20 protein-coding genes and 1 pseudogene are annotated in these 22,481 nt (G+C 59.1%); 9 read left to right on the forward strand and 12 right to left on the reverse strand.

Features of this window, described 5'->3' with window-relative positions; translation table 11 throughout:
• Nucleotides 1–218: 218 nt before the first annotated feature.
• Both WCA10_RS17645 and WCA10_RS17650 read left to right on the forward strand, forming a co-directional pair.
• Nucleotides 219–929, forward strand: coding sequence for an esterase family protein (locus WCA10_RS17645; protein ID WP_472823830.1), 711 nt, complete (start codon nucleotides 219–221; stop codon nucleotides 927–929).
• Between the two features lie 168 nt (nucleotides 930–1,097).
• Complete coding sequence (locus tag WCA10_RS17650) at nucleotides 1,098–1,580, forward strand: DinB family protein (RefSeq protein ID WP_472823831.1); 483 nt, start codon at nucleotides 1,098–1,100, stop codon at nucleotides 1,578–1,580.
• Nucleotides 1,581–1,700: 120 nt separating this feature from the next.
• Here WCA10_RS17650 and WCA10_RS17655 read toward each other — a convergent pair whose 3' ends face one another.
• Nucleotides 1,701–2,252, reverse strand: a complete 552-nt coding sequence (locus tag WCA10_RS17655) for a carboxymuconolactone decarboxylase family protein (RefSeq protein WP_472823832.1) — start codon at nucleotides 2,250–2,252, stop codon at nucleotides 1,701–1,703.
• A 296-nt stretch (nucleotides 2,253–2,548) separates the two neighbouring features.
• Here WCA10_RS17655 and WCA10_RS17660 point away from each other — a divergent pair, with 296 nt between their 5' ends.
• Nucleotides 2,549–5,014, forward strand: a complete 2,466-nt coding sequence (locus tag WCA10_RS17660) for a carboxypeptidase regulatory-like domain-containing protein (protein WP_472823833.1) — start codon at nucleotides 2,549–2,551, stop codon at nucleotides 5,012–5,014.
• Between the two features lie 39 nt (nucleotides 5,015–5,053).
• On the opposite strand, the gene WCA10_RS17665 is transcribed toward WCA10_RS17660, so the two are convergent.
• Nucleotides 5,054–5,245: a hypothetical protein gene (locus tag WCA10_RS17665; protein ID WP_472823834.1), complete on the reverse strand. Its 192-nt coding sequence runs from the start codon at nucleotides 5,243–5,245 to the stop codon at nucleotides 5,054–5,056.
• Nucleotides 5,246–5,506: 261 nt separating this feature from the next.
• The gene (locus tag WCA10_RS17670) at nucleotides 5,507–6,133 is read right to left on the reverse strand and encodes a cytidylate kinase-like family protein (protein ID WP_472823835.1); all 627 of its coding nucleotides are present in this window, start codon (nucleotides 6,131–6,133) and stop codon (nucleotides 5,507–5,509) included.
• Between the two features lie 188 nt (nucleotides 6,134–6,321).
• Here WCA10_RS17670 and WCA10_RS17675 point away from each other — a divergent pair, with 188 nt between their 5' ends.
• Nucleotides 6,322–7,368 carry an ATP-grasp domain-containing protein gene (locus tag WCA10_RS17675; protein ID WP_472823836.1) on the forward strand — a complete coding sequence of 349 codons (1,047 nt, stop codon included), beginning with the start codon at nucleotides 6,322–6,324 and terminating at the stop codon, nucleotides 7,366–7,368.
• Nucleotides 7,369–7,471: 103 nt separating this feature from the next.
• Here WCA10_RS17675 and WCA10_RS17680 read toward each other — a convergent pair whose 3' ends face one another.
• From WCA10_RS17680 to WCA10_RS17690, 3 genes are all read right to left on the reverse strand, one after another.
• Nucleotides 7,472–7,840 carry a bleomycin resistance protein gene (locus WCA10_RS17680; protein ID WP_472823837.1) on the reverse strand — a complete coding sequence of 123 codons (369 nt, stop codon included), beginning with the start codon at nucleotides 7,838–7,840 and terminating at the stop codon, nucleotides 7,472–7,474.
• Between the two features lie 68 nt (nucleotides 7,841–7,908).
• On the reverse strand, nucleotides 7,909–8,583 hold the full coding sequence (locus WCA10_RS17685) for an alpha-ketoglutarate-dependent dioxygenase AlkB (RefSeq protein WP_472823838.1): 675 nt from the start codon (nucleotides 8,581–8,583) through the stop codon (nucleotides 7,909–7,911).
• Between the two features lie 98 nt (nucleotides 8,584–8,681).
• The gene (locus WCA10_RS17690) at nucleotides 8,682–9,293 is read right to left on the reverse strand and encodes a phosphoribosyltransferase (protein ID WP_472823839.1); all 612 of its coding nucleotides are present in this window, start codon (nucleotides 9,291–9,293) and stop codon (nucleotides 8,682–8,684) included.
• Between the two features lie 137 nt (nucleotides 9,294–9,430).
• Between WCA10_RS17690 and WCA10_RS17695 the strand changes: the two genes are divergently transcribed.
• On the forward strand, nucleotides 9,431–10,537 hold the full coding sequence (locus tag WCA10_RS17695; RefSeq protein ID WP_472823840.1) for a carboxylate-amine ligase: 1,107 nt from the start codon (nucleotides 9,431–9,433) through the stop codon (nucleotides 10,535–10,537).
• A gap of 113 nt (nucleotides 10,538–10,650) precedes the next feature.
• Here the strand turns inward: WCA10_RS17695 and WCA10_RS17700 are convergent, their stop codons facing one another.
• Nucleotides 10,651–11,385, reverse strand: coding sequence for a hypothetical protein (locus tag WCA10_RS17700; protein ID WP_472823841.1), 735 nt, complete (start codon nucleotides 11,383–11,385; stop codon nucleotides 10,651–10,653).
• Between the two features lie 194 nt (nucleotides 11,386–11,579).
• Here WCA10_RS17700 and WCA10_RS17705 point away from each other — a divergent pair, with 194 nt between their 5' ends.
• The gene (locus WCA10_RS17705; RefSeq protein ID WP_472823842.1) at nucleotides 11,580–12,287 is read left to right on the forward strand and encodes a hypothetical protein; all 708 of its coding nucleotides are present in this window, start codon (nucleotides 11,580–11,582) and stop codon (nucleotides 12,285–12,287) included.
• Nucleotides 12,288–12,314: 27 nt separating this feature from the next.
• Here the strand turns inward: WCA10_RS17705 and WCA10_RS17710 are convergent, their stop codons facing one another.
• The 4 genes and pseudogenes from WCA10_RS17710 to WCA10_RS17725 form a co-directional block, all read right to left on the reverse strand.
• A complete protein-coding gene (locus WCA10_RS17710) occupies nucleotides 12,315–13,352 on the reverse strand; it encodes a hypothetical protein (RefSeq protein WP_472823848.1) in 1,038 nt (345 codons plus the stop codon).
• Nucleotides 13,341–13,778 (reverse strand): annotated as a pseudogene (locus WCA10_RS17715) (Clp protease N-terminal domain-containing protein); the annotation flags it as partial. The pseudogene WCA10_RS17715 and the gene WCA10_RS17710, both read right to left, overlap by 12 nt.
• Before the next feature lie 43 nt (nucleotides 13,779–13,821).
• The gene (locus WCA10_RS17720) at nucleotides 13,822–14,319 is read right to left on the reverse strand and encodes a hypothetical protein (protein WP_472823843.1); all 498 of its coding nucleotides are present in this window, start codon (nucleotides 14,317–14,319) and stop codon (nucleotides 13,822–13,824) included.
• Between the two features lie 44 nt (nucleotides 14,320–14,363).
• Complete coding sequence (locus WCA10_RS17725; RefSeq protein WP_472823844.1) at nucleotides 14,364–15,617, reverse strand: aminopeptidase; 1,254 nt, start codon at nucleotides 15,615–15,617, stop codon at nucleotides 14,364–14,366.
• A 272-nt stretch (nucleotides 15,618–15,889) separates the two neighbouring features.
• Here WCA10_RS17725 and WCA10_RS17730 point away from each other — a divergent pair, with 272 nt between their 5' ends.
• Nucleotides 15,890–17,305, forward strand: coding sequence for a DUF418 domain-containing protein (locus tag WCA10_RS17730; RefSeq protein ID WP_472823845.1), 1,416 nt, complete (start codon nucleotides 15,890–15,892; stop codon nucleotides 17,303–17,305).
• Between the two features lie 83 nt (nucleotides 17,306–17,388).
• On the opposite strand, the gene WCA10_RS17735 is transcribed toward WCA10_RS17730, so the two are convergent.
• Entirely contained in the window at nucleotides 17,389–19,530 is a 2,142-nt protein-coding gene (locus WCA10_RS17735; RefSeq protein WP_472823849.1) for a prolyl oligopeptidase family serine peptidase, read from the reverse strand.
• 266 nt (nucleotides 19,531–19,796) lie between these two features.
• Here WCA10_RS17735 and WCA10_RS17740 point away from each other — a divergent pair, with 266 nt between their 5' ends.
• Together WCA10_RS17740 and WCA10_RS17745 are read left to right on the forward strand one after the other, a co-directional pair.
• Nucleotides 19,797–20,819, forward strand: a complete 1,023-nt coding sequence (locus WCA10_RS17740) for an aminopeptidase (RefSeq protein ID WP_472823846.1) — start codon at nucleotides 19,797–19,799, stop codon at nucleotides 20,817–20,819.
• A 202-nt stretch (nucleotides 20,820–21,021) separates the two neighbouring features.
• On the forward strand, nucleotides 21,022–22,481 hold a 1,460-nt coding region (locus tag WCA10_RS17745), incomplete at its 3' end, for a TonB-dependent receptor (RefSeq protein WP_472823847.1).

A 22,481-nucleotide genomic window follows, 5' to 3' on the forward strand; every position in this document is an offset into this window, starting at 1 on the left:
CCGGCACTTAGAAATCCATCCAGCGCGAGTCCTCGACCAAACCCGCCACTATCGGCGAGGGAATATCCCCATGTCCTCTGAAATCAGCCCTGTGGATTTACAGAATCGCTGTTTTGGACAAGAGTGATCCCCATGTCCCTATGTCCCTGCTTTTCCCTGTTACAGTAACAGGAAACCCGCGCTTCTCAAACCGCCCCACTCAGGAGCAAAAGCCCTCAATGAACCGCGAGTACCACAAGTGGTATTCCAGCCGCCTCGGCCGCGACATGGAACTGCTCGTCTTCGGACACGCCGGACTTCCCGTCCTCGTCTTTCCCACCTCCGGCGGACGCTACTACGAGTTCGAAGATCGCGACATGGTCGGCGCCGTCGGCGGCCGCGTCGAGCATGGCGACCTGCAATTCTTCTGCGTCGATTCGGTCGACATGGAAAGCTGGTACAACCGCAACGTTCCCCCGCGCTGGCGCATCGCCCGCCACGTCCAATTCGAGGACTACCTCATTCACGAAGTCGTCCCCTTGATCCGCAAAAAGAACGGGGATGCGCATCTCGTTTCGTTGGGCTGCAGCTTCGGTGGCTACCACGCCACCAACATCGCCCTGCGCCACCCCGACATCTTTACCGGCCTGCTCACCATGTCCGGCGCATTCGATCTTTCCAACTTCCTGGGCGGCTATTACGACCAGGATTGCTACTTCAACCTGCCCACGCACTATTTGCCCAATCTTGCTGATCCCTGGTTCTTTGACCACTACCAGCGCAACACGTACATCCTCGCCACCGGCTGGGACGACCAGTGCCTCGGCCAGAACCAGAACCTCGACCGCATCATGAGTTCCAAGGGAATCCCCCACAAGCTCTACACGTGGGATACTTATAACTCCCATGATTGGCCCACTTGGCAGCACATGGTTCAGGAATATCTTTAAGGCGAGGAGCAGGATCGATCAGATATATGCTTCCGAATCGCTATCGACACCCGTATCCAAATCGCCAATTGTCCGAGGCTTTCGCAAAAAGTAGAACTGTATTCGAGAGCTTTCCCATTCACTGTCGCTGAGCCCTGATCCCTGAACCCTGAACAAGGACTTTCCCCCATGACCGAACTCAATCCATACGCCAAGTTTCTCGACGGCCGCCCTCTTGAAGCCGTCCTTTCTGCCACCTCGCATGAGATCGCCAACAAACTCCAGATAATCGGCGCGGACAAGTCGAGCGAACCTCCCGCTCCCGGCAAGTGGTCGCCGGCCGAAATCGTCTGCCATCTCGCCGACTGCGAAATAGCGTTCGCCTTCCGCCTGCGACAAACTCTCGCTGAGGACCACCATGTCCTGCAGCCCTTTGACCAGGAGAAGTGGGCCGCTCCCTATCCCGGCATCGCCGCCAAGGATGCACTGGCAGCGTTCACCGCGCTGCGTAACTGGAACCTCAGGTTAATTGAAAAGAGTCTGCCCGGCTCCGCCTCCAAGCCCGTGACGCATCCCGAGCGCGGCTCCATGACCTTCCAGACCATCGTCGAAACCATGGCCGGCCACGACCTGAACCATCTCGAACAGCTCAAGCGCATCGCCACTATCTGAAGTTTCAAGCCGTGTTCTGCACATAAGCGTTTTGAAAGGGCAGGACTTTAGTCGTGCCATCAAAACGCGCCAAAAGAATGAGGGACTTAGTCCCTGAGGAATCCGAACCGACGCGGTGCTCTAGTGCTTCCGCGCGATGTCGCAGAGCATATCCGAGTGGATGTTCAACCCCAGGTTGGTCATGTTGTAGAAATGCTCGCTTGCAATGAGCCATACGATCTCGCAGATTGCACGCTCGGAATAATGTTTCTGCAATCGCGCGAACGTCTCCGGCACAACGGACTTGTTACGGGTCAGCTCCGTCACGTAATCCAGTGCAGCCCGCTCGGCCTCACTGAACAACGGGCTTGTCTGGTACTCGGAGAGCGCATCGAATTTTGCCTCATTCATCTGCGCCTTGACCACAAACGAGCGACCGATATCCATGCAGAACTCGCAAATGTTGATATGCGCCACCTGCTCGCGAATCAGCATCGCGGTTTCGGGCGGCAATTCCAGCTTCTTGTCGAGCTTCGAGATCTTTCCCACAAACATGCCGAACGCGGCAGGCATGCGCGCATACACTACCTTCACGGGCGTCGGCACCTTGCCGAACTGACGTCGGGCCATGGCGTATGCCATCCGCACAACTGCGCTTTTTGGATGTTCAATGGGGGCGAGAAATGTATCCATGAATTGACCTCATTTGCGAATTCGGGAACAGCCTCTCGTGCGAGCAAGCTCCACCTTTTTTGACGCAGCAGAAATTTCCCGGATTCGCAAATTCGAGTCTATGAAATATCCTCTGCAAGAACTCTCCCGGAGCTCGTTCCAAGACAGATGCGAAGATCCTGGGAACCTTTTCCGGCTCCCCGGGGTCCAACGCAATAGCGCTTCGAAGTTAGCTGTCTCCATTTGTGCCAGTTGTACCCGGGTCCGGGCCTGGACTGCGCAGCCGCGCAGCATCGCTCAGACCCTGAGGAGGATCGATGCGTCTCTGGGTCACCGCACTTTGTCTTGCCGCCTTTAGTCCCAACCTCACCGCTCAACAACTCGTTAAGCCGCCGCACTCCGCGCCGAAGGCGCAGTTGGCCGCACCGCAGGTGCCGCCGAAGGCGCAGTTGGCTGCACCGCAGGTGCTGCAGGGGGCGAAGGAACTCCCGGTGCGCAAGGTCGTCCTCTACAAGAACGGCGTCGGCTACTTCGAACATGCCGGTACGGTCAGCGGCAATCAGCGCGTCACCATCGACTTCACCTCGCCGCAACTCAACGACGTCCTGCAATCCCTCACCGTGCTCGATGAGGGAGGAGGACGCATCGCCGGCGTCAACTACAACTCCACCACGCCGCTGGCCGAGCAGTTGAAGACGCTCTCCCTCGGCATGACCGAAGACCCCACTTCCACCGAGCTCTTCGGTGCACTCCGCGGCCAGCGCGTTGAGGTTACCGGTGCGCCGGGCGGGCCTATCTCCGGCCGCCTCATGTCCATCGAAACGCGTACTGAGAAAATCGGCTCCGACCAGAATGTGTCGTCGGTCGAAAAGTTTTATCTCACCGTCATCGCCGGCTCCGGCGCAGTCCGAGTCATCGAACTCACCCCCACACTCAGCGTGCGCCCAACCGATCCCAGCCTCCAGGGCGAACTCGATCGCTATCTTCAGCTGCTCTCGTCCACCCACTCCACCGGTCTGCGCCACCTCACGCTCGATGCTCTAGGCCAGGGCCAGCGCCAGCTTCGTGTCAGCTACATCAGCGAAGTGCCCGTATGGAAGGTCACCTACCGCATGGTCTTCCCGCGCGAGGCCAACGGCACCACTACCCTGCAAGGCTGGGCGGTGGTCGACAACACCGTCGGCGCCGACTGGGACAACGTCCAGCTCTCCCTCGTCGCCGGCGCCCCGCAAAGTTTCATCCAGCCGCTCTCTCAGCCGCTCTATACCCGCCGTCCAGAAATCCCGATTTCTACTGAAGCGCAGACCACCCCTCAAACGCATGAAGCGGCAGAGAACTCCGGCGCTGGATCAATCTCCGGAACGATTACCGATACAAGTGGGGCCGTCATCTCCAACGCGACAGTTACAGCAACTGCGCTCGGAACAAATGCCACCGTTACTGGCACGACGTCGGGCGATGGTGAGTACACCCTGGGACCCTTGTCACCCGGTCGATACACGCTCACCGCCACCGCCAACGGTTTCCAGCGCTATGTTCGGCGCAATGTTTTAGTCGATGGCGAAACGCCCATTGATGTTCAACTCAATGTTGGGTCGGCGTCTCAGACGGTCATGGTCGAGGCGGAAGACGCGCCGCTTTCGGCTCCTCGTCCGGCCAAGGCCGGTGCGCCCGTCAGGGCATACAGATTCCACGGATCTTCGAGCGGCGTGATGGGTTCGGTCTTCGGTTCTGCCGGTAGCGGCGGAAATATTGGCGGAGGTATGTACCGCCCCAGCGACGCCATCTCCCAGGGCGACGTCTCCACCAACGCCTTCGACGACTTCTTCGAGTACTCCCTCACCCAACCCGTCACCATCCACAAAAACGAATCGGCCATGGTCCCGATTCTCCAGCAGGACCTTCCCGCTGAGCACGTCACCCTGTGGAGCCGCAGCAATCCGCGCCCCCTCCGCGCCGTCTGGCTCGAAAACAAGTCGAAACTCACGCTCGACTCCGGCAGTTTCTCCATCTTCGAGAGCGGCGAATTCGCCGGCGAGGGACTGCTCGATCCCATTCACCCCGGCGAACGTCGACTGCTCTCCTACGCCGCCGACCAGGCCATGCGCGTCAAAATCACCGACCAGCAGTCCCAGCGCACCTTGCATCATCTGCAGGTTCACAAGGGCCTCGTGATTGAGAACTACCTGGACGTCTCGTCCGTGACCTACTCTGCCAACAACACCGGCGACGAAGATCGCGTCGTCCTCATCGAACATCCGCGCCGCACCAACGGCTGGTCGCTCGATGAAGGCCTGAAGGCTGCTGAAACCACGCCCGACACCTACCGCTTCAAGGTCGCCGTCAAACCTCATGCGACAGAAAAACTGGAAGTCCGCGAGCGCGGTCCCGAGTACACAACAGTCTCCATCGATCCCAACCAAAACACCAATGCGTACCTGATCGACCTCGTCAAGCGCGTGCCCAACGCCGAAGCCGAACTCAAGCCCATCATCGACGCGCAGACAAAGCTCGCCGACCTCGACCAGGCCATCGCCGACTCAAAAAAGCAGGAAGAAACCGCCGCCGCCGATGAAGCCCGCGACCGCGAAAACCTCACCGCATTGAAAGGAAACGATGCCGCTCACCGCTTTGTCGACGAGCTCAATCACGCAGAAGACACACTGCAGTCCACGCGCAAGCACACCGCCGACCTGGAGCAGCAGAAAGCCGCCGCAGTCGAGGCGCTCCGCGCCCAAATCAACGCATTAAACTACGACTGGGACGTTACCCCAAAGAGTTAGATATTTTCACGTAAGAAGAATCGGGCGCGATTTCCCGTCTTATTTCGGCCTGTTCGCGCCTTGTTTCTTGACCTGCTGGCCTTTGCCTTGTTCGTTCTGCCCCGGAACTTCACTGTGGCGCTTATTGTGGTGTGCGACCGCTTTGGCAATCTGTTCCGACGTCAGCTTTATTGGATCCTCAGAGTGCAGGATCTCGTTCGCATTCAATGGGCTTTCTTTGCTGGGTTCCATTCAATACCTCCTAGAGATGGGCCGGAGGCTTGTTCTCAACTCTGCTTGGGGGTCCGAGACGAAGTCCCGCCGATTCGCTTACGAGTGCATCGTTGAACTACAGAAACAACTTCCCGAGCTGGTTGAAAGATATTTGGTGTATCTAACCAGCCACCGGGGTGAGGGCCGCCATCAACAGGCTGCCCTGAACCAAGCATAGTCCTTTTGACCGCCGTCCATCAGACCGCCGGACCCCACGTTGCCGCCATCACTGATTGCGACTCAGAGAGCAGATGCTTTCCACATCGCATACTCAATCACCCGCGCCGTCCGCTCCTCATCCTCGCCCGACGAGATCATCAGGTCGTACAGGTGGGGATTGTTCCATTCCTTCCCGAACCGCAGCTTTAAATAGTGCACCCGTTCCGCATCCACATCCCGGATGCGCTGCTCGGCGTCGGCCCCCGGTTCCAGTCGCGCCCGCAACCGCTGAATCCGCACGCGCAACGGAGCATACACAAAGGCATGAAACACGTCGGACTTTGTCTGCAGAATGCATTGCGCCCCGCGCCCCACAATCACACAGTTGCCCGCCTCGTATGCATGTTCGATGATCTGCCGCGTCAGGTCGGTCATCACGTCTTCGTCGAAGCATTTTTCCTGCTGCAGAGCCACGCCCGCCGCCATGGCCGCACCCCGCATCGCCTGCCGGTTGAGGCGACGCAGCCAGCCGTCCACATGCTCATCAAACCGGCTCACCACGCCCGCGTCCACGTGCGCTGCGCACGCAATCTCGTCGATCAGCGCGGCATCCAGCAGCTTCCAGTTCAACCGCCTCGCAATCGACTGCGCTATCCTTCCGCCGCCGCTTCCAAACTCCCGCGATACCGTCAACACCCGATAATCCATCGCGTACCTCCCCATCCTGCTGACGCCTTTAACCTACGCCGCTTCGTCACCTCGAGCAGTGACGCCCCTCACCGACTCCCAACGTCCTTACGATGTAATCGATAACGCCCTCAGGATCACAAGCCTTAATCGGGCCTCTCACCCCGCTGCCGTAAACTGGTCACGAAGCATCGCCCCGGAGGTAAGTTATGAAAAAAATCGGCGTCCTGTTCGGCATGGAAAACAGTTTTCCCGGCGCGCTGGTAGAGCACATCAATGCTCGCAATGTTCCAGGCCTCCACGCCGAGTTCGTTGAAACCGGCGCCGTCCTCCTTGACAAGCCATCGCCCTACGCCGTCATCGTCGATCGCATCTCGCACGATATCCCCTTTTATCGCGCCTACCTCAAGCACGCAGCCCTCAACGGCACCATCATCATCAACAACCCATTCTGGTGGTCGGCCGACGACAAGTTCTTTAACTACTCCCTCGCTGCCAAACTCGGAGTAGCCGTCCCGCCCACCGTCATCCTGCCTCACAAAAAACATCCCGAAGGCACTACCGACCGCTCCATGCGCAACCTCGAATATCCGCTCAACTGGGATACGGTCTTTGCCTACATCGGCGAACACGGATTCATGAAGCCCGTCGACGGCGGCGGATGGCGCGACGTCTACCACATCCACAATCGCCCGGAATTTTTTGCCGCCTACGATCAGTCGCGCGACCTCTGCATGCTCTATCAAAAAGCGGTCGAGTTCAACGAGTACTTCCGCTGCTATGTCGTCGGCCAGAGCAAGGTCCACATCATGCCCTATGACCCGCGCAAACCGCACCACGAACGCTACGTGCAAAACCCGCCCGCCTACGAACCCGCTCTCCTGGCCCGCGTCGAAAAGGATGCGCTCACCCTCTGCCGCGCCCTGGGCTACGATCTCAACACCGTTGAATTCGCTGTGGAAGACGGCATCCCCTACGCCATCGACTTCATGAACCCCGCCCCCGACGCCGACCTCCACTCCGTAGGCCAGGCCAACTTCGATTGGATCATTCGCGAAGTCGCCGATCTCGCCATCGCCAAAGCCGCCCTCGCCCCAGCCCCTCCAAAGGAACTTCGCTGGGCAACATTCCTCTCTGGCAAGTCGGCTCTCGCGCCCGCCAAGAAAGCCGTTGCGAAAAAAGCACCGGCCGGGAAGGCCGCAGCCAGAAAATCGAAGAAGACTGAAGCCTCAAGCTCGATTGAGAGTGCCGGCTAACAAGTCGTGTGCCCCATTCATGTGCGCTGTTTGCGCATGAGTGGGAGAGGATTGCAAAACCTGTCAGTCTCGAACCAGAGGGTCGGGCCCTCACCTCTTTTGTCTATACGTTCGATCCGAACGCCAGCAACCGCCCATCGCAATCCTTCACCACCAACTCGCGCGAACCCCATGGCATATCCCCAAGTCCGCGGGTGAACTCGACACCCTTTGCTGCGAATTCCGTACACAGCGCATCCGCATCCTCCACAAAGATGTACGCGTCCAGCAGTTCGTCGCCATATTTGTTCGGATTGGTGGCAGGCGGCTCCGCGCACCGAAAATGAATCGCATGGTCATCGCGTGCCACGATCGCATAGACCGGCGGATCCAGCCACGTTCCCAAACACTCGAATCCAAGCTTGTCCTTGTAAAAGGCAAGCGTCTTCGGAATATCCCTGGTGAAGAAAACAGGCACGATCTGACGAATCATGGACCAAAGTCTATCGCAGCCTCACCTCAATCGTGTCAACATCGCTTTCGAGCATTCAGCGACTTCTGTTACGCCACTTTCCGAAACGTCAGGTTGTAGCGGTATGGCCCCGTCATCGGGTGATGTCCCGGCTTCAACGGCTGCACCCCGTGAAATCGCATCCGCGAAGGGCCTCCCCAGACAATCACGTCGCCATGCTCCAGCAAAATCCTTTTCGTCTTGTCCGTGCGTTGAAAACCGCCCAGCAGAAAAATGCATTCCAGCCCCAGCGAGATCGACACGATCGGCTGCTGCAAATCGAACTCGTGCCGATCCTGGTGAATTCCAAGCTTGGTGCCCGCCTGGTAACGATTGATGTGACACATGTCCGGCCGAAAATGCGGAAATCCCGACCGCACCGCGCAGCGCAGCGCAAAATCCACCAGCACCCGCGGCATCGGCGGCCACATCCGGCGCACACTCTGGTTCTGCGGATCCCAGCGAGCATCCCCATCGACGAGGACGTGTCGATGGGGGCCCCAGCGCCGCCGGAACGCCTCGGGCGTCCCGCAGTCCGACACCATCACCGACATCGGCAATCCACTGGGTGTCATGGCATGGTGCAGCGGTGCCGCAGCCAGAATGCCCTCCACCGCAGCGAAAAACTCGGCGTCCTGCACGAGCGCCAGACCCCGCATCAATACCGCGCCCGGAAAAATCTCCTCATGCGTAGGCTCCGCCGCAAGCTGGGAAAAGAGATTCATCGCCCAATCTCATGTTACCCCAAAAAGGCGAATAAAAAGCGAAAATACTAACTTGTCCCTTCGTCCCTTTATCCCTTTGTCTCTTTGTCCCTATGTCCCTATGTCCCTATGTCCCTAATCCCTAGCCTCATCAGTGCCATCACTTCCTCATCCGTCGTCGCTCCAAACTCCCTGTAAAACAAGCTCACCGCATCCAGCGGCTCCGGAACCAGCGCACAAACGACGCGGTCTACCTCGTGAGCGAGTTCTTCGCAAGTGCTCTTCGCTCCTACAGGCACGGCCACAATCACCTTTCGAGCCCGCCCGCTCACTGCGCGAATCGCCGCCCGCATGCTCGCTCCCGTGGCCAGCCCGTCGTCAACCAGAATCACAGCCCGCCCGGCAATCTCCACAGCGGGCCGTCCCTTGCGATACAACGCTTCTCGCCGCTCCATCTCTTGCTGCTCGCGCTCGATCACGTGCTCAAGCTTCTTCTCCGAAACATGCCACGACCGCACAATCTGGTCATTCAGCACGACACCTCCGCCGCTCGCGATAGCTCCCATCGCCAACTCTTCCTGCCCCGGCACGCCCAGCTTGCGCACCACCAGGATGTCCAGCGCCAGCCCGCATGTCCGCGCCACTTCAAACGCGACAGGCACGCCCCCGCGCACCAGCCCCAGCACCACCGCATCCTTCAGGTCGGGAAGGGAAGCGACAAGTTCCCCCAACGCTCGCCCCGCCTCCCGCCGATCTTGAAACACCATTTCACTCACGCGCAGGATTGTATGCCCGTCCCCTGCGAACTATGAACTCAGAACTTCGAACTGTCGCATTACAATTGCCACACGCTGTCTCAGGAGCATTCATGCGCCCGTCCTTCTCGCTCGGCATCGAAGAGGAATACCAGACCATCGACCCGGTCACGCGCGATTTGCGCTCTCACATCCAGACCGAGATGCTAGCGCAGGGCAAGCTGCGCCTGCAGGAGCGTGTCAAGGCCGAAATGCACACCTCCGTTGTCGAAGTTGGCACGCGCATTTGCAGGAACATCGACGAAGCCCGCGAAGACATCTACGAGCTGCGCCGCGAAATGATCAAGCTCGCCCGCGAACACAATCTCGAACTCGTTGCCGGAGCCACGCATCCGTTCGCCGACTGGCGCACACAGGAGATCTATCCTGACCCGCGCTATCACCAGGTGGTCAAGGATCTCCAGCTCGTTGCCCGCGCCAACCTCATCTTCGGTCTGCATGTCCACATCGGCATCGAAGACCGCGAAGCCGCTATCCGCATCATGAATGCGATGCGATACTTTCTGCCGCACATTATGGCGCTTGCCACCAACTCGCCTTTCTGGCTCGGCCTGAATACGGGCTACAAGGGCTATCGCGCAAAGGTATTCGAGAACTTCCCGCGCACCGGCATCCCCGACGCCTTCTCCAGCTACTCCGAGTTCGAGAACTATGTCAGCCTGCTGGTCCGCACCAATTGCATCGACAACGCCAAGAAGATCTGGTGGGACATCCGCCCCCATCCCTTCTTCAACACCGTTGAGGTCCGCGCCTGCGACATCCCGCTTCGCGCCGAAGAAACCATAGCCATCGCCGCGCTCATCCAGGCCACCGCGGCCTATCTCTTCAATCTGCACGAGGCAAATCAGGACTTCCGCCAGTACGCGCGCCCACTCTTAATGGAGAACAAATTTCGCGCCGTCCGCTACGGCCTCGACGGCAAGCTCATCGACTTCGGCAAACAACAGGAGGTCCCCGAGCGCGACCTGCTCGAGGAGTACCTCGCCCTCATCGACCCCGTCGTCGACGAACTCGGCAGCAGGGAAGCGATCGACGGGGTTCGCAGGATCATGAAGACCGGCACCGGCGCCGACCGCCAGCTCAAAGTCTTCGAAGAGAGCAAAGGCGACCTCAAAGCCGTAGTCGATTACATGGCCGAAGAAACCCGCGCCGGCCTATAAAGCAACCATCCGGTTGCCTTTACGCGCCGTCATCCTGAGCGACCAACTGGAGTCGAAGGACCTGCTTTTCTTCTTTCTACCTCTGGCGTCTCCGCCGATACAGAGGAGGCCCTCTACTTCACCATCTCCGCCACCACCGAAACCTCCATCCGCTTTCCACTCGCCAACTCCATCGACCCGAGCACAATCGGCTTCCCCATCACGACAGCCGACTCGCCCTGCAGCACCGATTGGTGAAGCAACGGATCCTGTATCCCCACGTTCGACTTTTCCTCGGCCACGTTTGTCTGCTCGATCTTGGTCCGCAATCTCAACCCATCTCCGCTCCCCTCGAGCGACGCCTCCAGATTTATCCCCACATCCTGATACTGCACCTGTGTATTTGTATCGGTGCCGTGTCCATAGCTTCCCGTCACAATCGGCACGCGCGATCCCTCTTTCAGAATCGTCTTGCTCCGCTGCGAGACCAACACCACAAGATGCTGCGCAGGGTGGCCGCTGTCTCCATCGCTGAGGGTGAATGTCAACCGATAGCTCTTCTGCGGCCGATCGATATCCGCCAGAATCTTCTGCGCCTCCGCGATATCTTCAGCACTCCCCTGGACGGAAATCGCATTCGCCGACTCAACGCGATAAATCTTTGCCCTTGGCAACATGTTCCGCAAATCCGTCACCACATCGTTCCCCTCGCTGACCCCGGTCAAATTTGTAAGGTAAAGCGTCGCGTAGTTCTCCGCGGGCTTCTGATCTGCACCCTGCGCCACTGCGCTAGCGGGGCCCAGAGCCATCATTACGGCCCCGGCCAATGTCAGGGCACACGTCCGCACCGTATCAAATCTCATACTCATCGCAAGCCTCTCCAATTGATTGGTCTGAAGCGCGCCGCTCCCAGTTGCTCTCTTTGCGGCGTACTCCTACTTACACAGGACGCCGCGTTTGCCCATTCGCTCAACACATTTTTTGAATGGGAAGCTCGCCCGATGCGCATTCCGCGCGAGGCACGATAATTTCAATTAGGTCAAGTTGAGCGCGAGGCCAATCCATGCATCTCCGAAGAATCGCAGCAAGCCTCTTTGCGATGTCGCTTTTCACCGCCGCGCCGCTCGCGCAGCAGCCCGAAGCCTCCGCCATCATCCACGATCTCGATGTCGCCAACCAGGCCCGCTTCGATAACGTTCTCAGCTTCACCGATGTTGAGCACTACAGCGTTTTCCGCGGCAACAACCAAATCAGCCCCGCCGCCGAGATGACCGTGAAGATGAGTTACAAGAAAGGTGTCGGAAAGGACTACGTCATCCTCAAGCAGTCCGGCTCATCGCTTATCCAGAAGTTCGGCCTGCACCCGCTGCTCGAAAACGAAAAGGCCATCAACAATCCCGCCACCGTCGCGCAATCCTGGTTCACATCTGCGAACTACGAGATGCGTCTCAAACCCGGCGTCAACCGGCCCATCGGCGGCCGGCAATGTCTCGCCATCGCGATCACGCCCCGCCGCAAGGCGCCCAACATGATCGACGGAACCCTCTGGGTCGACGCCGGCGCTCACACCCTGGTCGAGGTTGAAGGCATCGCCTCCAAGAGCCCATCCGTCTTTGCAGGAACCACAAAGATGATGCGTCGCTACACCATCATGCGGGGCTACGCCATGGCCACCCACGCTCGCGCCGAATCAAGCAGCTTGCTTTTTGGCCGCACCGTCATCACCATCGACTACAGCGACTACCACTTCCAGCTTCGCCTCACGCAATAAATAAAGGCCCAGCAATCCAGTACGACATCACGGGATGTACAGATACTGCGCCCACTTCGCGATGATCCGTTCGACATCGTCACGGCCCACCGTCAAAGGCGGAAAATCATTCAACCCATGCTTTTCTCGCAGCCGGAGTAGATTGTTCTGTTCTTTCCGTTCCTCATCGGAATAGAACCGTGCCTTTTCGAATTCGTGATTCGCAATAGAACTAGCCAACCGCTGCTCGATGGACGAGAGCCTCTTCCTCACTTCGATAATTTCCTCCGGCTCATCGCTCACCTGCAGCTTCACCGCCGCCCCAACCGCGTCCAGCAACTCCAGCGCCTTCCCCGGAAGCACTTTCTCTGCCAGATAACCGTCCGCCCGTTGCACCGCGCACTCCAGCGCATCGTCTGCAAACTTCACTTGGTGAAATTTCTCCAGTCCTTCCCTGCGTGCTTTTAGTGCCGCCATCGCTCCGGCCCCATCCAGCGGCTTCACATGCAGTGTTTGAAACACCTTTTCCAGTCCCGAATAGGACTCGCATGCAACTTCGTAGTCCTTCTGCAAGGCAGCGCCGATACAACGCACTTCCGCAACCTGCATCGCAAACTTGAGCACTCCCGCTAGGTCCTGCCCTGGAGTTTTACGTGATGGACCCGCGGCCCCCTGCAGTCCATCAACAAATAGAATCAGGTTCAGCGAGTTTCCTATCGTTCCCAGTAACTGCGCCAAAGTCTCAAATCGTTCTCGAGTCGGTGTCCACGCCGACAAGGCGTCCGTAGTCACCGCCAGCACCCGCATCTGCGCGAGACTTTGCGGCACTCGCCCTTCCGCGATCCGCTGCGCAAGCGCCTCGACAAGCGCCGTCTTCCCCGCGCCATGCTCGCCCAGCAGCATTGGATTTCGTCGCTCTCGTTTGCAAAGCACCTCGATCATTGCGTCCAATTCCCGATCGCGCTCCACCACTGGCTCCAGTTCGCTGTTCTGCGCCTTCTGCGTCAGGTCGATAAACAGGCTCGCGCCATTCTGAAAATTCGCCCCGCTTCCCACAAATGCCCCAAGCGCGCCCGGCGGCGCCATCGGTGTTTTTGCCAGGCCCTCGCGGATCGATTCGAGTTCAATGCCGCGCTCTTTCAACATCTGCGCAGCAAAGCAACCCTCCTCTCGCAGCAGTCCCAGCAACAGATGCTCCGTCCCGATGTGTTTGTGTCCCAGCCTCTCCGCTTCTTCCGCTGCATACGCGAGCACTCGCTTGCACTCGTTCGATAGCGGCAGATCCACGCTCGTTGATACCTTTTCTCGAATCGTTGTATTCTTCTCGATCTGCCGCCTAATCGACTCGACCACGCCGTGTGCGCGCAGAAACCGATTGGTCAGCGCCTTGTCTTCGCGCAGCAGCCCCAGAAGCAGATGCTCTGTCTCGATAAACGGCGACCCGAACTGGCTCGCCTCATACCGCCCAAAAAAGACGACCCGCCGCGCCTTCTCCGTATATCGCTCAAACATTGCTCCGGTCTCCTTTTGACCACTTTCGAAGTCGGGACTTCCTTCACATCCGTTTGAACTCCGCATCCCTCTTCCGCGTTCTGTCCATCGCATCCAGATCCGTCAGATCGTCATACCACGCAAAAAACGCCGCATCGAACACGTAGAACTTTTGAAACCGGATCATTGGAAGCAGGGGATCGCGCGGGACCACCTGCAAATACCGGATATAGCTGCCGTCGAAATTCCGATGCACTGTCTCGCGCCGTCCGCGAATCTCCGCGAAGCGCAGGCTGTCGGTCTTCAACGGCGTCCGCTTCACGATCGTGTCTTCCGACAGCACAATCACCGCGCCAAATACGTAGATCGCCCAGCACAGCGCAAACAGCGCAATCGCCGCCCACTCCACCATCTCCGCCGGATTCCATCCCTGGACGGCTGCATGCCGGCTCCACAGTAGCCCGAACAAACCCAGCAGGCAGAACGCGAGGAAGGCGACCGCGAACATCCGAATCCACGGGCTCAGCCGATAGATTCGCGTGCCACCCTGTGATCTCGTCATCTTAGCTTCCACCTGCGTCAGACGTTCATGTGCTTCTGCAGTGTCTAGATCCATTCCCCGCCGCGCATCAGCGGTTCCAGCGTGCCCGTCGCCGTAACGCCGTCAATGTCGAGCTTGTCCGACCCGATCATCCAGTCCACGTGGATTAGGCTCTCGTTCGCACCCTTCGCCGCCAGCTCTTCCTTGCTCAGCTTGTCGCCATCGCGCATGGTCGATGAGTACGACTGCCCCAGCGCAATATGCGATGCCGCGTTCTCGTCGAACAAGGTATTCAAGAAAAGCTGGCCGCTCGATGCAATGGGCGATGAGTGCGGCACCAGCGCCACTTCGCCGAGCCTACGCGCGCCGTCGTCGGTCTCAATCAGTTTACGCAGCACTTCCTCTCCACGCGAAGCGTGCGCCTCCACAATCCGACCGCCTTCAAACCGCACGTGAATGCCTTCGATCATCGTGCCCTGGTGCGACAGCGGCTTGGTCGCCGTGATGACGCCGTCGGCTCGATCCTTGTGCGGCATGCTGAACACTTCCTCCGTCGGCATGTTCGGAATGCAATAAATCCCATTCCCCGCCGTTGTTCCGCCGGCCATCCACACGTGATCGTCGGCCATACCCAGCGTGAAATCCGTTCCCGGCCCGCGATATTTCAACGCCGAATATCGCTTCGCATTCAGATAATCCGCGCGCTTGTGCAGCCCCGCATCGTGCCGCTTCCAATCGCTCACCGGATCTTCCATGTTGATGCGCGTCGTCTGAAAGATCGCTTCCCACAATCGTGTAAGAGCCACATCCGGCGCATCGTTGGAAAACATCTGCGCCGCCCATGCCGGCGTCGCGCTGGCCACAATGGTCCAGTTGATCTCGTGCCGCGTAATCAGTTCCAGTGCCGGCCGGTACGCCAGCGACACCGCACGATTTGCCCGCCCCACTTTGTTCGGATCCTCATTCGAAAGCAGCGCCGGATTCGCTCCTGTAATCGCCAGCCGCGCCGCGCCGCTCTTGAATGCCGCACCCATCCCGTCATACAGCCAATTCGCCGCCTTGTCGAAGGCCGCATCCGGAGCGTAGTGATACCGCATCAGCGCAGCTTCATCATCGGCATAGAGCGTCGTCACAAGCGAAGCGCCCGCGCGATACGCCTGTTCCGTAATCCGACGTGCCAGCGCCACCGCGTCCAGCGAAGCCGTCATCAATAGCTCCTGGCCTGCTTTCAGTCCCAATCCCACCTTGACTGCTACTTCCGCCAGCAAATCCAGTTTCTGCTCATGCGTCCGTTCCACTGCTGCCACCGCTGATCCCATCGGTTACCTCCTGATTTCTGTGAAACGATCCTGCCGCGTCCTTCACTTTCTATTGAGCCGGACCGCGTTCCTTCATTCTAGGTCCCATCCCGCCGACTGTCGGGCATCCATGGTTGCGGAGAGGGTCCGCTTCACAGTCACGCGTTCCCGGTTGAAAGCGGCAAAACACGGCCCAATTCGCCATTTTCCAGACGATTTTTGGTTTGCCGTCGTGCTAAATTAGCACATCGTTTCCCCCAGGGCCCATACTTCCATTTCCCCGGAGGCGCCCCGTGCCAGATCTTCTCTCCACCCCTGCGTTTACTGAGGAAGCGACCGCACTCGCCGAAGTCCCGTCTGATACCCCGACCAGCATCGCCACTGACCCCGCTGCCACACCGGAACCGGCCCCGCGTCCCGTCAGCCAGCGGGAACGCATCCCCACGATCGATGTCGTCCGCGGTGCCGCTCTCATGGGCATCTTGCTCATGAATATCGCCAGCTTCTCGGGGCCGTGGGAGATGTACATCAACCCGCTTTCAGTCGGAAATCACCGCACCTACAACCTCGTTGCGTGGACACTCCGCTGGGTCCTCTTCGAAGGCAAGATGCGCGCCGCCTTCTCCATGCTCTTCGGCGCCGGAGTCATCCTGCTTACGGAGCGCGCCGAGCGCCGTGGCGCCAAGAATGTCGCCGACATCTTTCTCCGCCGCAATATGTGGCTCATCCTCTTCGGAGTCCTCCACTTCTACTTCATCTGGATGGGCGACATCCTCTTCTGGTATGGGCTTACCGCGCTGCTCTTTCTCTACCCCTGCCGAAAGGTGCGCTTTCGCAACCTCTTTATCGCCGGCCTGCTGGTTCTCGCCCTGGGCGTCAGCGCCGACATTTACATCGCCATGGATGGAGTCCGTGCCCACAAGGAGGCCCAGGCCGCACTTGCCCTTCAGAGCGCCGGCAAGAAACTAACCCAGGCCCAGCAGGATGCAATCAAAAAAATGAAAGATGGCGACGACCGCCGCAAGAAGCTGCACGATGACGATCTCAAAGCTATGCGCGGAAGTTACCTCGATCAACTGAAGTGGCGTGCCCAGTGGGGTCCGCGTTTCCAGGCGACCAGCTACTACAAGTTCGGCTTCCCCGATGTCCTCGGCATGATGCTCATCGGCATGGCCCTCTACCGCATGGGATTCCTCACCGGCGCACTCAGCTACAAAACCTATGGCTGGACGATTGCCATCGGATTCCTAATCAGTATTCCCATCAATGGCTTTGAATCCTGGGGCTTCATCCGCGACAATTTTCAGCCCGACAACCCTTGGTGGGTCCTCTATCAGCTTGGCCGCCTCACCGGAGCCATCGCCAATGTGGCACTTGTTGTCCTCATCGCCAAGGCCGGTCTCTTCCAATGGCTCACGCGCCGCATTGCCGCTGTCGGACAAACCGCGCTCAGCAACTACCTCTTCACCAGCATCAGCTGCAGTCTTCTCTTCAATGGATTTGGCTTCGGCCTCTACGGCAAGCTTGAGTACTATCAGCTCTACGCCGTCGTCGCCTGCGTCTGGGCATGCAATCTCATCCTCAGCCCCATCTGGCTCCGCTACTTCCAGTTCGGTCCCATGGAGTGGGTCTGGCGCTCCCTCACCTACTGGAAGCGACAGCCCATGCGCCGCAGCGCCCTCGAAGAACAAGAAGCACTGGCCGCGTAGTCAGCGCTCTGCATAGAGTTGGTTGCCCCAGGTCTCGATTCTGAGACCTGGGATTCCCACCCAAATAGATTTTCCGACCGCCCTCAATCCATCAGCTTCATCGTCAAATACGTGAACTCCTCTGCCCGCGTCCGAGCCGCCTGCCGGTTGTCTGCGCCCGCTCCGTGCCCGCCCTCCGTGATCTCGTCGTAGTAGAACGGTTCGTGGTACTCCTCCATCTTCGCGGCAAATTTCCGCGCATGCACCGGCCCTACGCGATCGTCCGCCGTCGTCGTAAAGATCAGCGGCTCCGGATAGTGCACATTTGGCTTCAGCTCGTTGTACGGCGATATCAACGCCAGAAACGCCCGCTCTGCCGGCACTTTGACGGATCCGTATTCGCCCACCCACGACGCGCCCGCCGACATGTGCTCATATCCCAGCATGTCCAGCAGCGGCACCTGGATCACCACCGCAGTCCACATCTCCGGATGTTGTGTGAACTCCACGCCCATCAGCAGTCCGCCGTTCGATGCGCCTTGAATCCCAAGTCGTCGTGAAGACGTGAATTTCCGCGTGATCAGGTCCTCGGCAACCGCGTAGAAATCGTCATAAATGCGCTGCCGGTGTGTCTTCAGCCCCGCGTCATGCCACGCCGGACCAAACTCCCCACCGCCGCGGATGTTCGCCAGCACAAACGTTCCCCCGCGTTCCAGCCAGAGCTTGCCCATCACCGGGTTGTAAGCGGGCAAATTCGAAACCTGGAACCCGCCGTACGCCGTGAGCTCCGTTGGCGTGCTTCCGTCCATGGGAATGTCTTTGCGATGCACCACGAAGTACGGCACCTTCATCCCATCTTTTGTGGTTGCCTCCAACTGCTCCACCACATCACGCGAGGCATCAAACAGCGCCTTCTGTGTCTTCCCCGGTTTCAGGGAACCATCCGCCGCATCGCCCAGCAGCACGCTCGACGGCGTCAAAAATCCCGTCTCCGACAGAAAGAATTTGTTGTCCAGCAAACTCGTCGTCGTGATCCCGATCGACTCGTTATCCGGCACCGCGAGTTTGGTCCGCGTCCAACGGCCGTCCTTGCCGCGCGTGTAGACGTACGCCCGCCCCTGCACGTGTTCCAGCGTCGTCAGCAGCACGTGATTCTTCGTCGTCGCTACCTGCTGCGCAAACTCCTGCGACGTGGGGGCAAACAGCACCGTCGGCTTCAGGTGCACCGGATCCGCCTTCACGGCCGCCAAGTCCAGCGAAACCACGGCGCCCTGCGAATAGCTCTTCGTCTGTCCTTCCGGCGTCCACTGCTCCTCCAGAGAAATCACTAGCTGGTTATCCTGGAGCCCAAGCACGTTCGCTTTCATCGGCAATCCCAGTTTCTTCGGGCCACTCGCCAGAACCAGGTAATATTCGGTTTCAAAAAATGTCTTGCTGTTCTGGATCACCGCAACACTGTGCCCTTGCCCGTCAGTAAGCACAAGTGGCTCTACCCCGGTGCCCTCATCTTTCGCATCTCCGCGAAACACTTCGACTGCGCTGTCGAGCGGCGTCCCTCTCTTCCATCGCTTCACCTCAATGGGGTACCCGGCAACGCTCATCGTTCCTTCGCCCCATTCGCGCGCAATCAGCAGGTTGTCCTTGTCGAGCCACGCTGTCCTCTGTTTCCCGCGCGGAGACACAAAGCCGTTCTCAACGAACTTTCCCTCAGGCAGATCGAACTCGCGCAGCGTCGCAGCATCCTCCCCGCCCGCCGACAGGGAGACAAGACACAGTTTTTCTTTCGGCTGCAGGCACTCCAGCCCATGCCCAACCCAGCTCTGCTTGTCCTGCTTGCCCAGCGCGTCGTAGTCGATCACCGTCTCCCACTTCGGATCATCCGAGAGATAGCTTTCCAGCGACGTCCGCCGCACGATACCGCGCACATGATCCTTGTCGCGCCAGGTGTTGTACACCATCCCGGCTCGAAACTGCGGATACGCGAGCTTGTCTGGAGAATCCAGCACCTTCAGCGCTTCTTCCTCCAGTTCCGCAAACGGCTTCTGCTTCTCCAGCACCTCCGCGGTCCGCGCGTTTTCCGCTTTCACCCACGCCATCGATCTTTCACCGTGGATGTCTTCGAGCCATGTGTACTTGTCCGGCTGCTCCACCGTCGAACCCTGCGCAACCGCCGCAGGCATCGCTCCCACACCAACCATCAGCGCCAGCGCCAGCGCCGGCCCCGCCACACCCCATGCCCAATGCATCTTCACAAACTGCCTCCTTGAAACCCGCACGAGGGCCCGCATTGAATCGCCTCTGCAAGTCTTGTTTTGTAGGAATCTCAATTTCCGGTAAGGAATGCCGTGTCCGCTATCTTAAACGACCGATCCAAGCATCCTCATCCTCGATTTTTGCTACCCTGAATAGATACGCGCTGGGTGCCCCATCCAAGCCCTGCTTGGGTGGGGAAGCGCATCCCATCTGACGGAGCACCATCATCGCAAGCCTTTCCGCCACCGCCTCACACCTGTTGTCGCAAGCCTATCCGGCCGAATTCGTCCACGGCGCCCGTTCCGCCGTCTTCACCTGCCTGCGTATCCAACCCGACGAGAAGGTAACGCTCATCACCGATCGCGTTACTGAGCCCATCGCCGCCTCCATCGCCGCCCAGCTCGCCGAGCGCGGCTGCCCCTTCAACGCCTTCATTCTCGAAGACCTCGCGCCGCGCCCCCTCGCCGATATGCCGGCCGCCGTCCTCGCAGACATGGAAACATCGCAGGTTTCCATCTTCGCCGTCCAGGTGCAGGCGAATGAGCTGAAGTCTCGCATGCAGATGACCGACGTCGTCAACCGCCGCCGCATGCGCCACGCCCACATGGTCAACATCACGCCGCAAATCATGTGCGATGGCATGCGCGCGAATTACGACCAGGTCGACCGCCTCAGTCAACAGGTGCTCGACCGTGTTCGCCGCGCCACTCGCATTCGCGCCACCACCCCAGCAGGCACAACCATCGTCTCTGACATGAACCCCGCCTACAAATGGTTCAAGACTTCCGGCATTATTTCGCCGGAAAAGTGGGGCAATCTTCCCGGCGGGGAATGCTTCACCACGCCCGGCGAAGTCAACGGCACTTTTGTCGTCGATGGTGTCGTCGGCGACTGGCTGTGCGCCCGTTACGGCCTGCTTGCCACAACGCCTCTCACCATTGAGACCGCGAAGAATCGAATCGTCTCTTGCTCCAGCGCCAACAAGCAGCTTGAGCAGGATTTCTGGGCCTACACTCACACCGATGAAAACTCCGATCGCGTCGGCGAATTTGCGATCGGCACCAACATCGGCGTCTCTCGCGTCATCGGCAACATCCTGCAGGACGAAAAATTTCCCGGCATCCACATCGCCTTCGGCAATCCTTACGGCGAACACACAGGGGCGCCCTGGCGCTCCGGCACCCACATCGATGTCGTCGGCCTCGGCTTCAACATCTGGCTGGAATCCCCCGACGGCGAAGAACAAATCATGCGCGACGGGTTATTCCTCATCTCCGCCTGACAGAGTAACGCAAGTCCTCCCGGCTTGATGCTCTCGCGCGGAAGGGTCCTACGCCATTCGATGGATGTCCCAATCCTCCATTAAGCCGATGCTCCTCGTCGTGTACGTCCAGTAGAGTCCGCATAAGCTTCAGCCCCAGACGTCAAATCCCCTGCACCACCGGAGGCTGAATGTCGATGCAGTCGCAACTACGGAGGTCGTTTTGTTTGCATCCAGATTCTGCAAATCAATCTACGTGTCGCTCTTTCTCGCCGTCGTTCTGGTTCTCCCCTCCGGCGCGCAACAGTCTGCAACCGGAGACATCGGCGGCACGGTCATCGATCCCGGCGGCAAGTTCATTGCCCAGGTTGTCGTCACGCTTACCAACGTTGCGCAAGGCACCGTCCGCACGTTTACGACTCGCAATGGCGGTGAATTTAACTTCGCCACACTTGAAGCCGCCAACTACACGATCTCTGTCGCTGCGCCATCCGGCTTCGCGCCGTGGCGGCAGGCAGTCAATCTCGAAGTTGGACAGACCCTGAAGATCCCGGTCAGCCTCAGGCTTTCCGCAAACCATATCGATGTTCAAGTCAATGCTGAAAGCCAGCTAGGTATCAACACCACAAGCTCCGATCTCGGCGGCGTCATCGGATCGCGCCAGATTGATACGCTGCCCCTCAACGGCCGCAACTATCTCGAACTCGCCTATCTCGTTCCCGGCAATGCTCCCGCACCCAATTTCGATCCCACTAAGGAGAACACGGTCGTTATTTCCTCTGCGGGCCAGACCGGCCGCGGCGGCAACGTCATGATCGACGGCGCCGACAACAACGACGATGCCGTCGGCGGCTCACTCGTCAACATCCCTGAGGACGCGGTACAGGAATTTCAAATTGCCAGCAACCGCTTCTCAGCCGGCCTCGGCCGCTCCGGTTCCACGGTCGTTAACGTCGTTACCAAGCAAGGATCGAACAACCTTCATGGTGGTCTCGCCCTCTACGAGCGCGACCGAGCCCTGCAGGGGCTGCCCGCCACCTATCAGCCCATCCCCGGCCTCACGCCAACGTTTCATCGCCAGCAATACGCCGCTGACGCCGGTGGTCCCATCCGCCACGATAAAGCCTGGTGGTTTGTCGCCCTCGAAGACCGCCAGCAGCTCGGCGCCGATCTCGTCGGTCAGCGCGACACTACAAATGATGTGATCAACCGTGTCTTCGCCACCGCTCCTCTGCATGACTTCCTCGCGACCGAAAGGATCGATTGGCAAGTCACCCCGCGTGATCGCTTTGGCTTCCGCCATTCGCTCGAACTCGAAGATGACCTCAGTCAAAGCTCGCTCGACCGTTCCCTCGGCACCGCGGCTTATCGCCAAACCGCCGTGAATCACCTCCAGGGTCTCATCGCCGACTGGGTCCACATCTTTACGCCCAGCGTCATCAATCGGATGAGCTTCGCCGACAACAACTTCATCAACACCACCTCGCCCACCTCCACCGCGCCGCAGATCACCTACCCCGATCTCGACGACGGCGCAACTTACCGTGTCCCCCAGCAGACTCTGCAGTTCCGCCTGCAGGGCGACGACATCGTCAGCTGGACGCGCAACAATCACACCCTCAGCTTCGGTGGGGAAGTGCAATCCATCGACGCCGACTTCAATCTCGGCGTATTCCAGCAAGG

The sequence above is a fragment of the Occallatibacter sp. genome (assembly GCF_049582745.1).
Classification (GTDB): Bacteria; Acidobacteriota; Terriglobia; order Terriglobales; family Acidobacteriaceae; genus Telmatobacter.

Bases quoted from the DNA above. Each gene is read 5' to 3' on its own strand.
- WCA10_RS17645 (WP_472823830.1), top strand. From the start codon at position 219: ATGAACCGCGAGTACCACAAGTGGTATTCCAGCCGCCTCGGCCGCGAC.
- WCA10_RS17650 (WP_472823831.1), top strand. From the start codon at position 1,098: ATGACCGAACTCAATCCATACGCCAAGTTTCTCGACGGCCGCCCTCTT.
- WCA10_RS17655 (WP_472823832.1), bottom strand. From the start codon at position 2,252: ATGGATACATTTCTCGCCCCCATTGAACATCCAAAAAGCGCAGTTGTG.
- WCA10_RS17660 (WP_472823833.1), top strand. From the start codon at position 2,549: ATGCGTCTCTGGGTCACCGCACTTTGTCTTGCCGCCTTTAGTCCCAAC.
- WCA10_RS17665 (WP_472823834.1), bottom strand. From the start codon at position 5,245: ATGGAACCCAGCAAAGAAAGCCCATTGAATGCGAACGAGATCCTGCAC.
- WCA10_RS17670 (WP_472823835.1), bottom strand. From the start codon at position 6,133: ATGGATTATCGGGTGTTGACGGTATCGCGGGAGTTTGGAAGCGGCGGC.
- WCA10_RS17675 (WP_472823836.1), top strand. From the start codon at position 6,322: ATGAAAAAAATCGGCGTCCTGTTCGGCATGGAAAACAGTTTTCCCGGC.
- WCA10_RS17680 (WP_472823837.1), bottom strand. From the start codon at position 7,840: ATGATTCGTCAGATCGTGCCTGTTTTCTTCACCAGGGATATTCCGAAG.
- WCA10_RS17685 (WP_472823838.1), bottom strand. From the start codon at position 8,583: ATGAATCTCTTTTCCCAGCTTGCGGCGGAGCCTACGCATGAGGAGATT.
- WCA10_RS17695 (WP_472823840.1), top strand. From the start codon at position 9,431: ATGCGCCCGTCCTTCTCGCTCGGCATCGAAGAGGAATACCAGACCATC.
- WCA10_RS17700 (WP_472823841.1), bottom strand. From the start codon at position 11,385: ATGAGTATGAGATTTGATACGGTGCGGACGTGTGCCCTGACATTGGCC.
- WCA10_RS17705 (WP_472823842.1), top strand. From the start codon at position 11,580: ATGCATCTCCGAAGAATCGCAGCAAGCCTCTTTGCGATGTCGCTTTTC.
- WCA10_RS17710 (WP_472823848.1), bottom strand. From the start codon at position 13,352: ATGGCGCCGCCGGGCGCGCTTGGGGCATTTGTGGGAAGCGGGGCGAAT.
- WCA10_RS17720 (WP_472823843.1), bottom strand. From the start codon at position 14,319: ATGACGAGATCACAGGGTGGCACGCGAATCTATCGGCTGAGCCCGTGG.
- WCA10_RS17725 (WP_472823844.1), bottom strand. From the start codon at position 15,617: ATGGGATCAGCGGTGGCAGCAGTGGAACGGACGCATGAGCAGAAACTG.
- WCA10_RS17735 (WP_472823849.1), bottom strand. From the start codon at position 19,530: ATGCATTGGGCATGGGGTGTGGCGGGGCCGGCGCTGGCGCTGGCGCTG.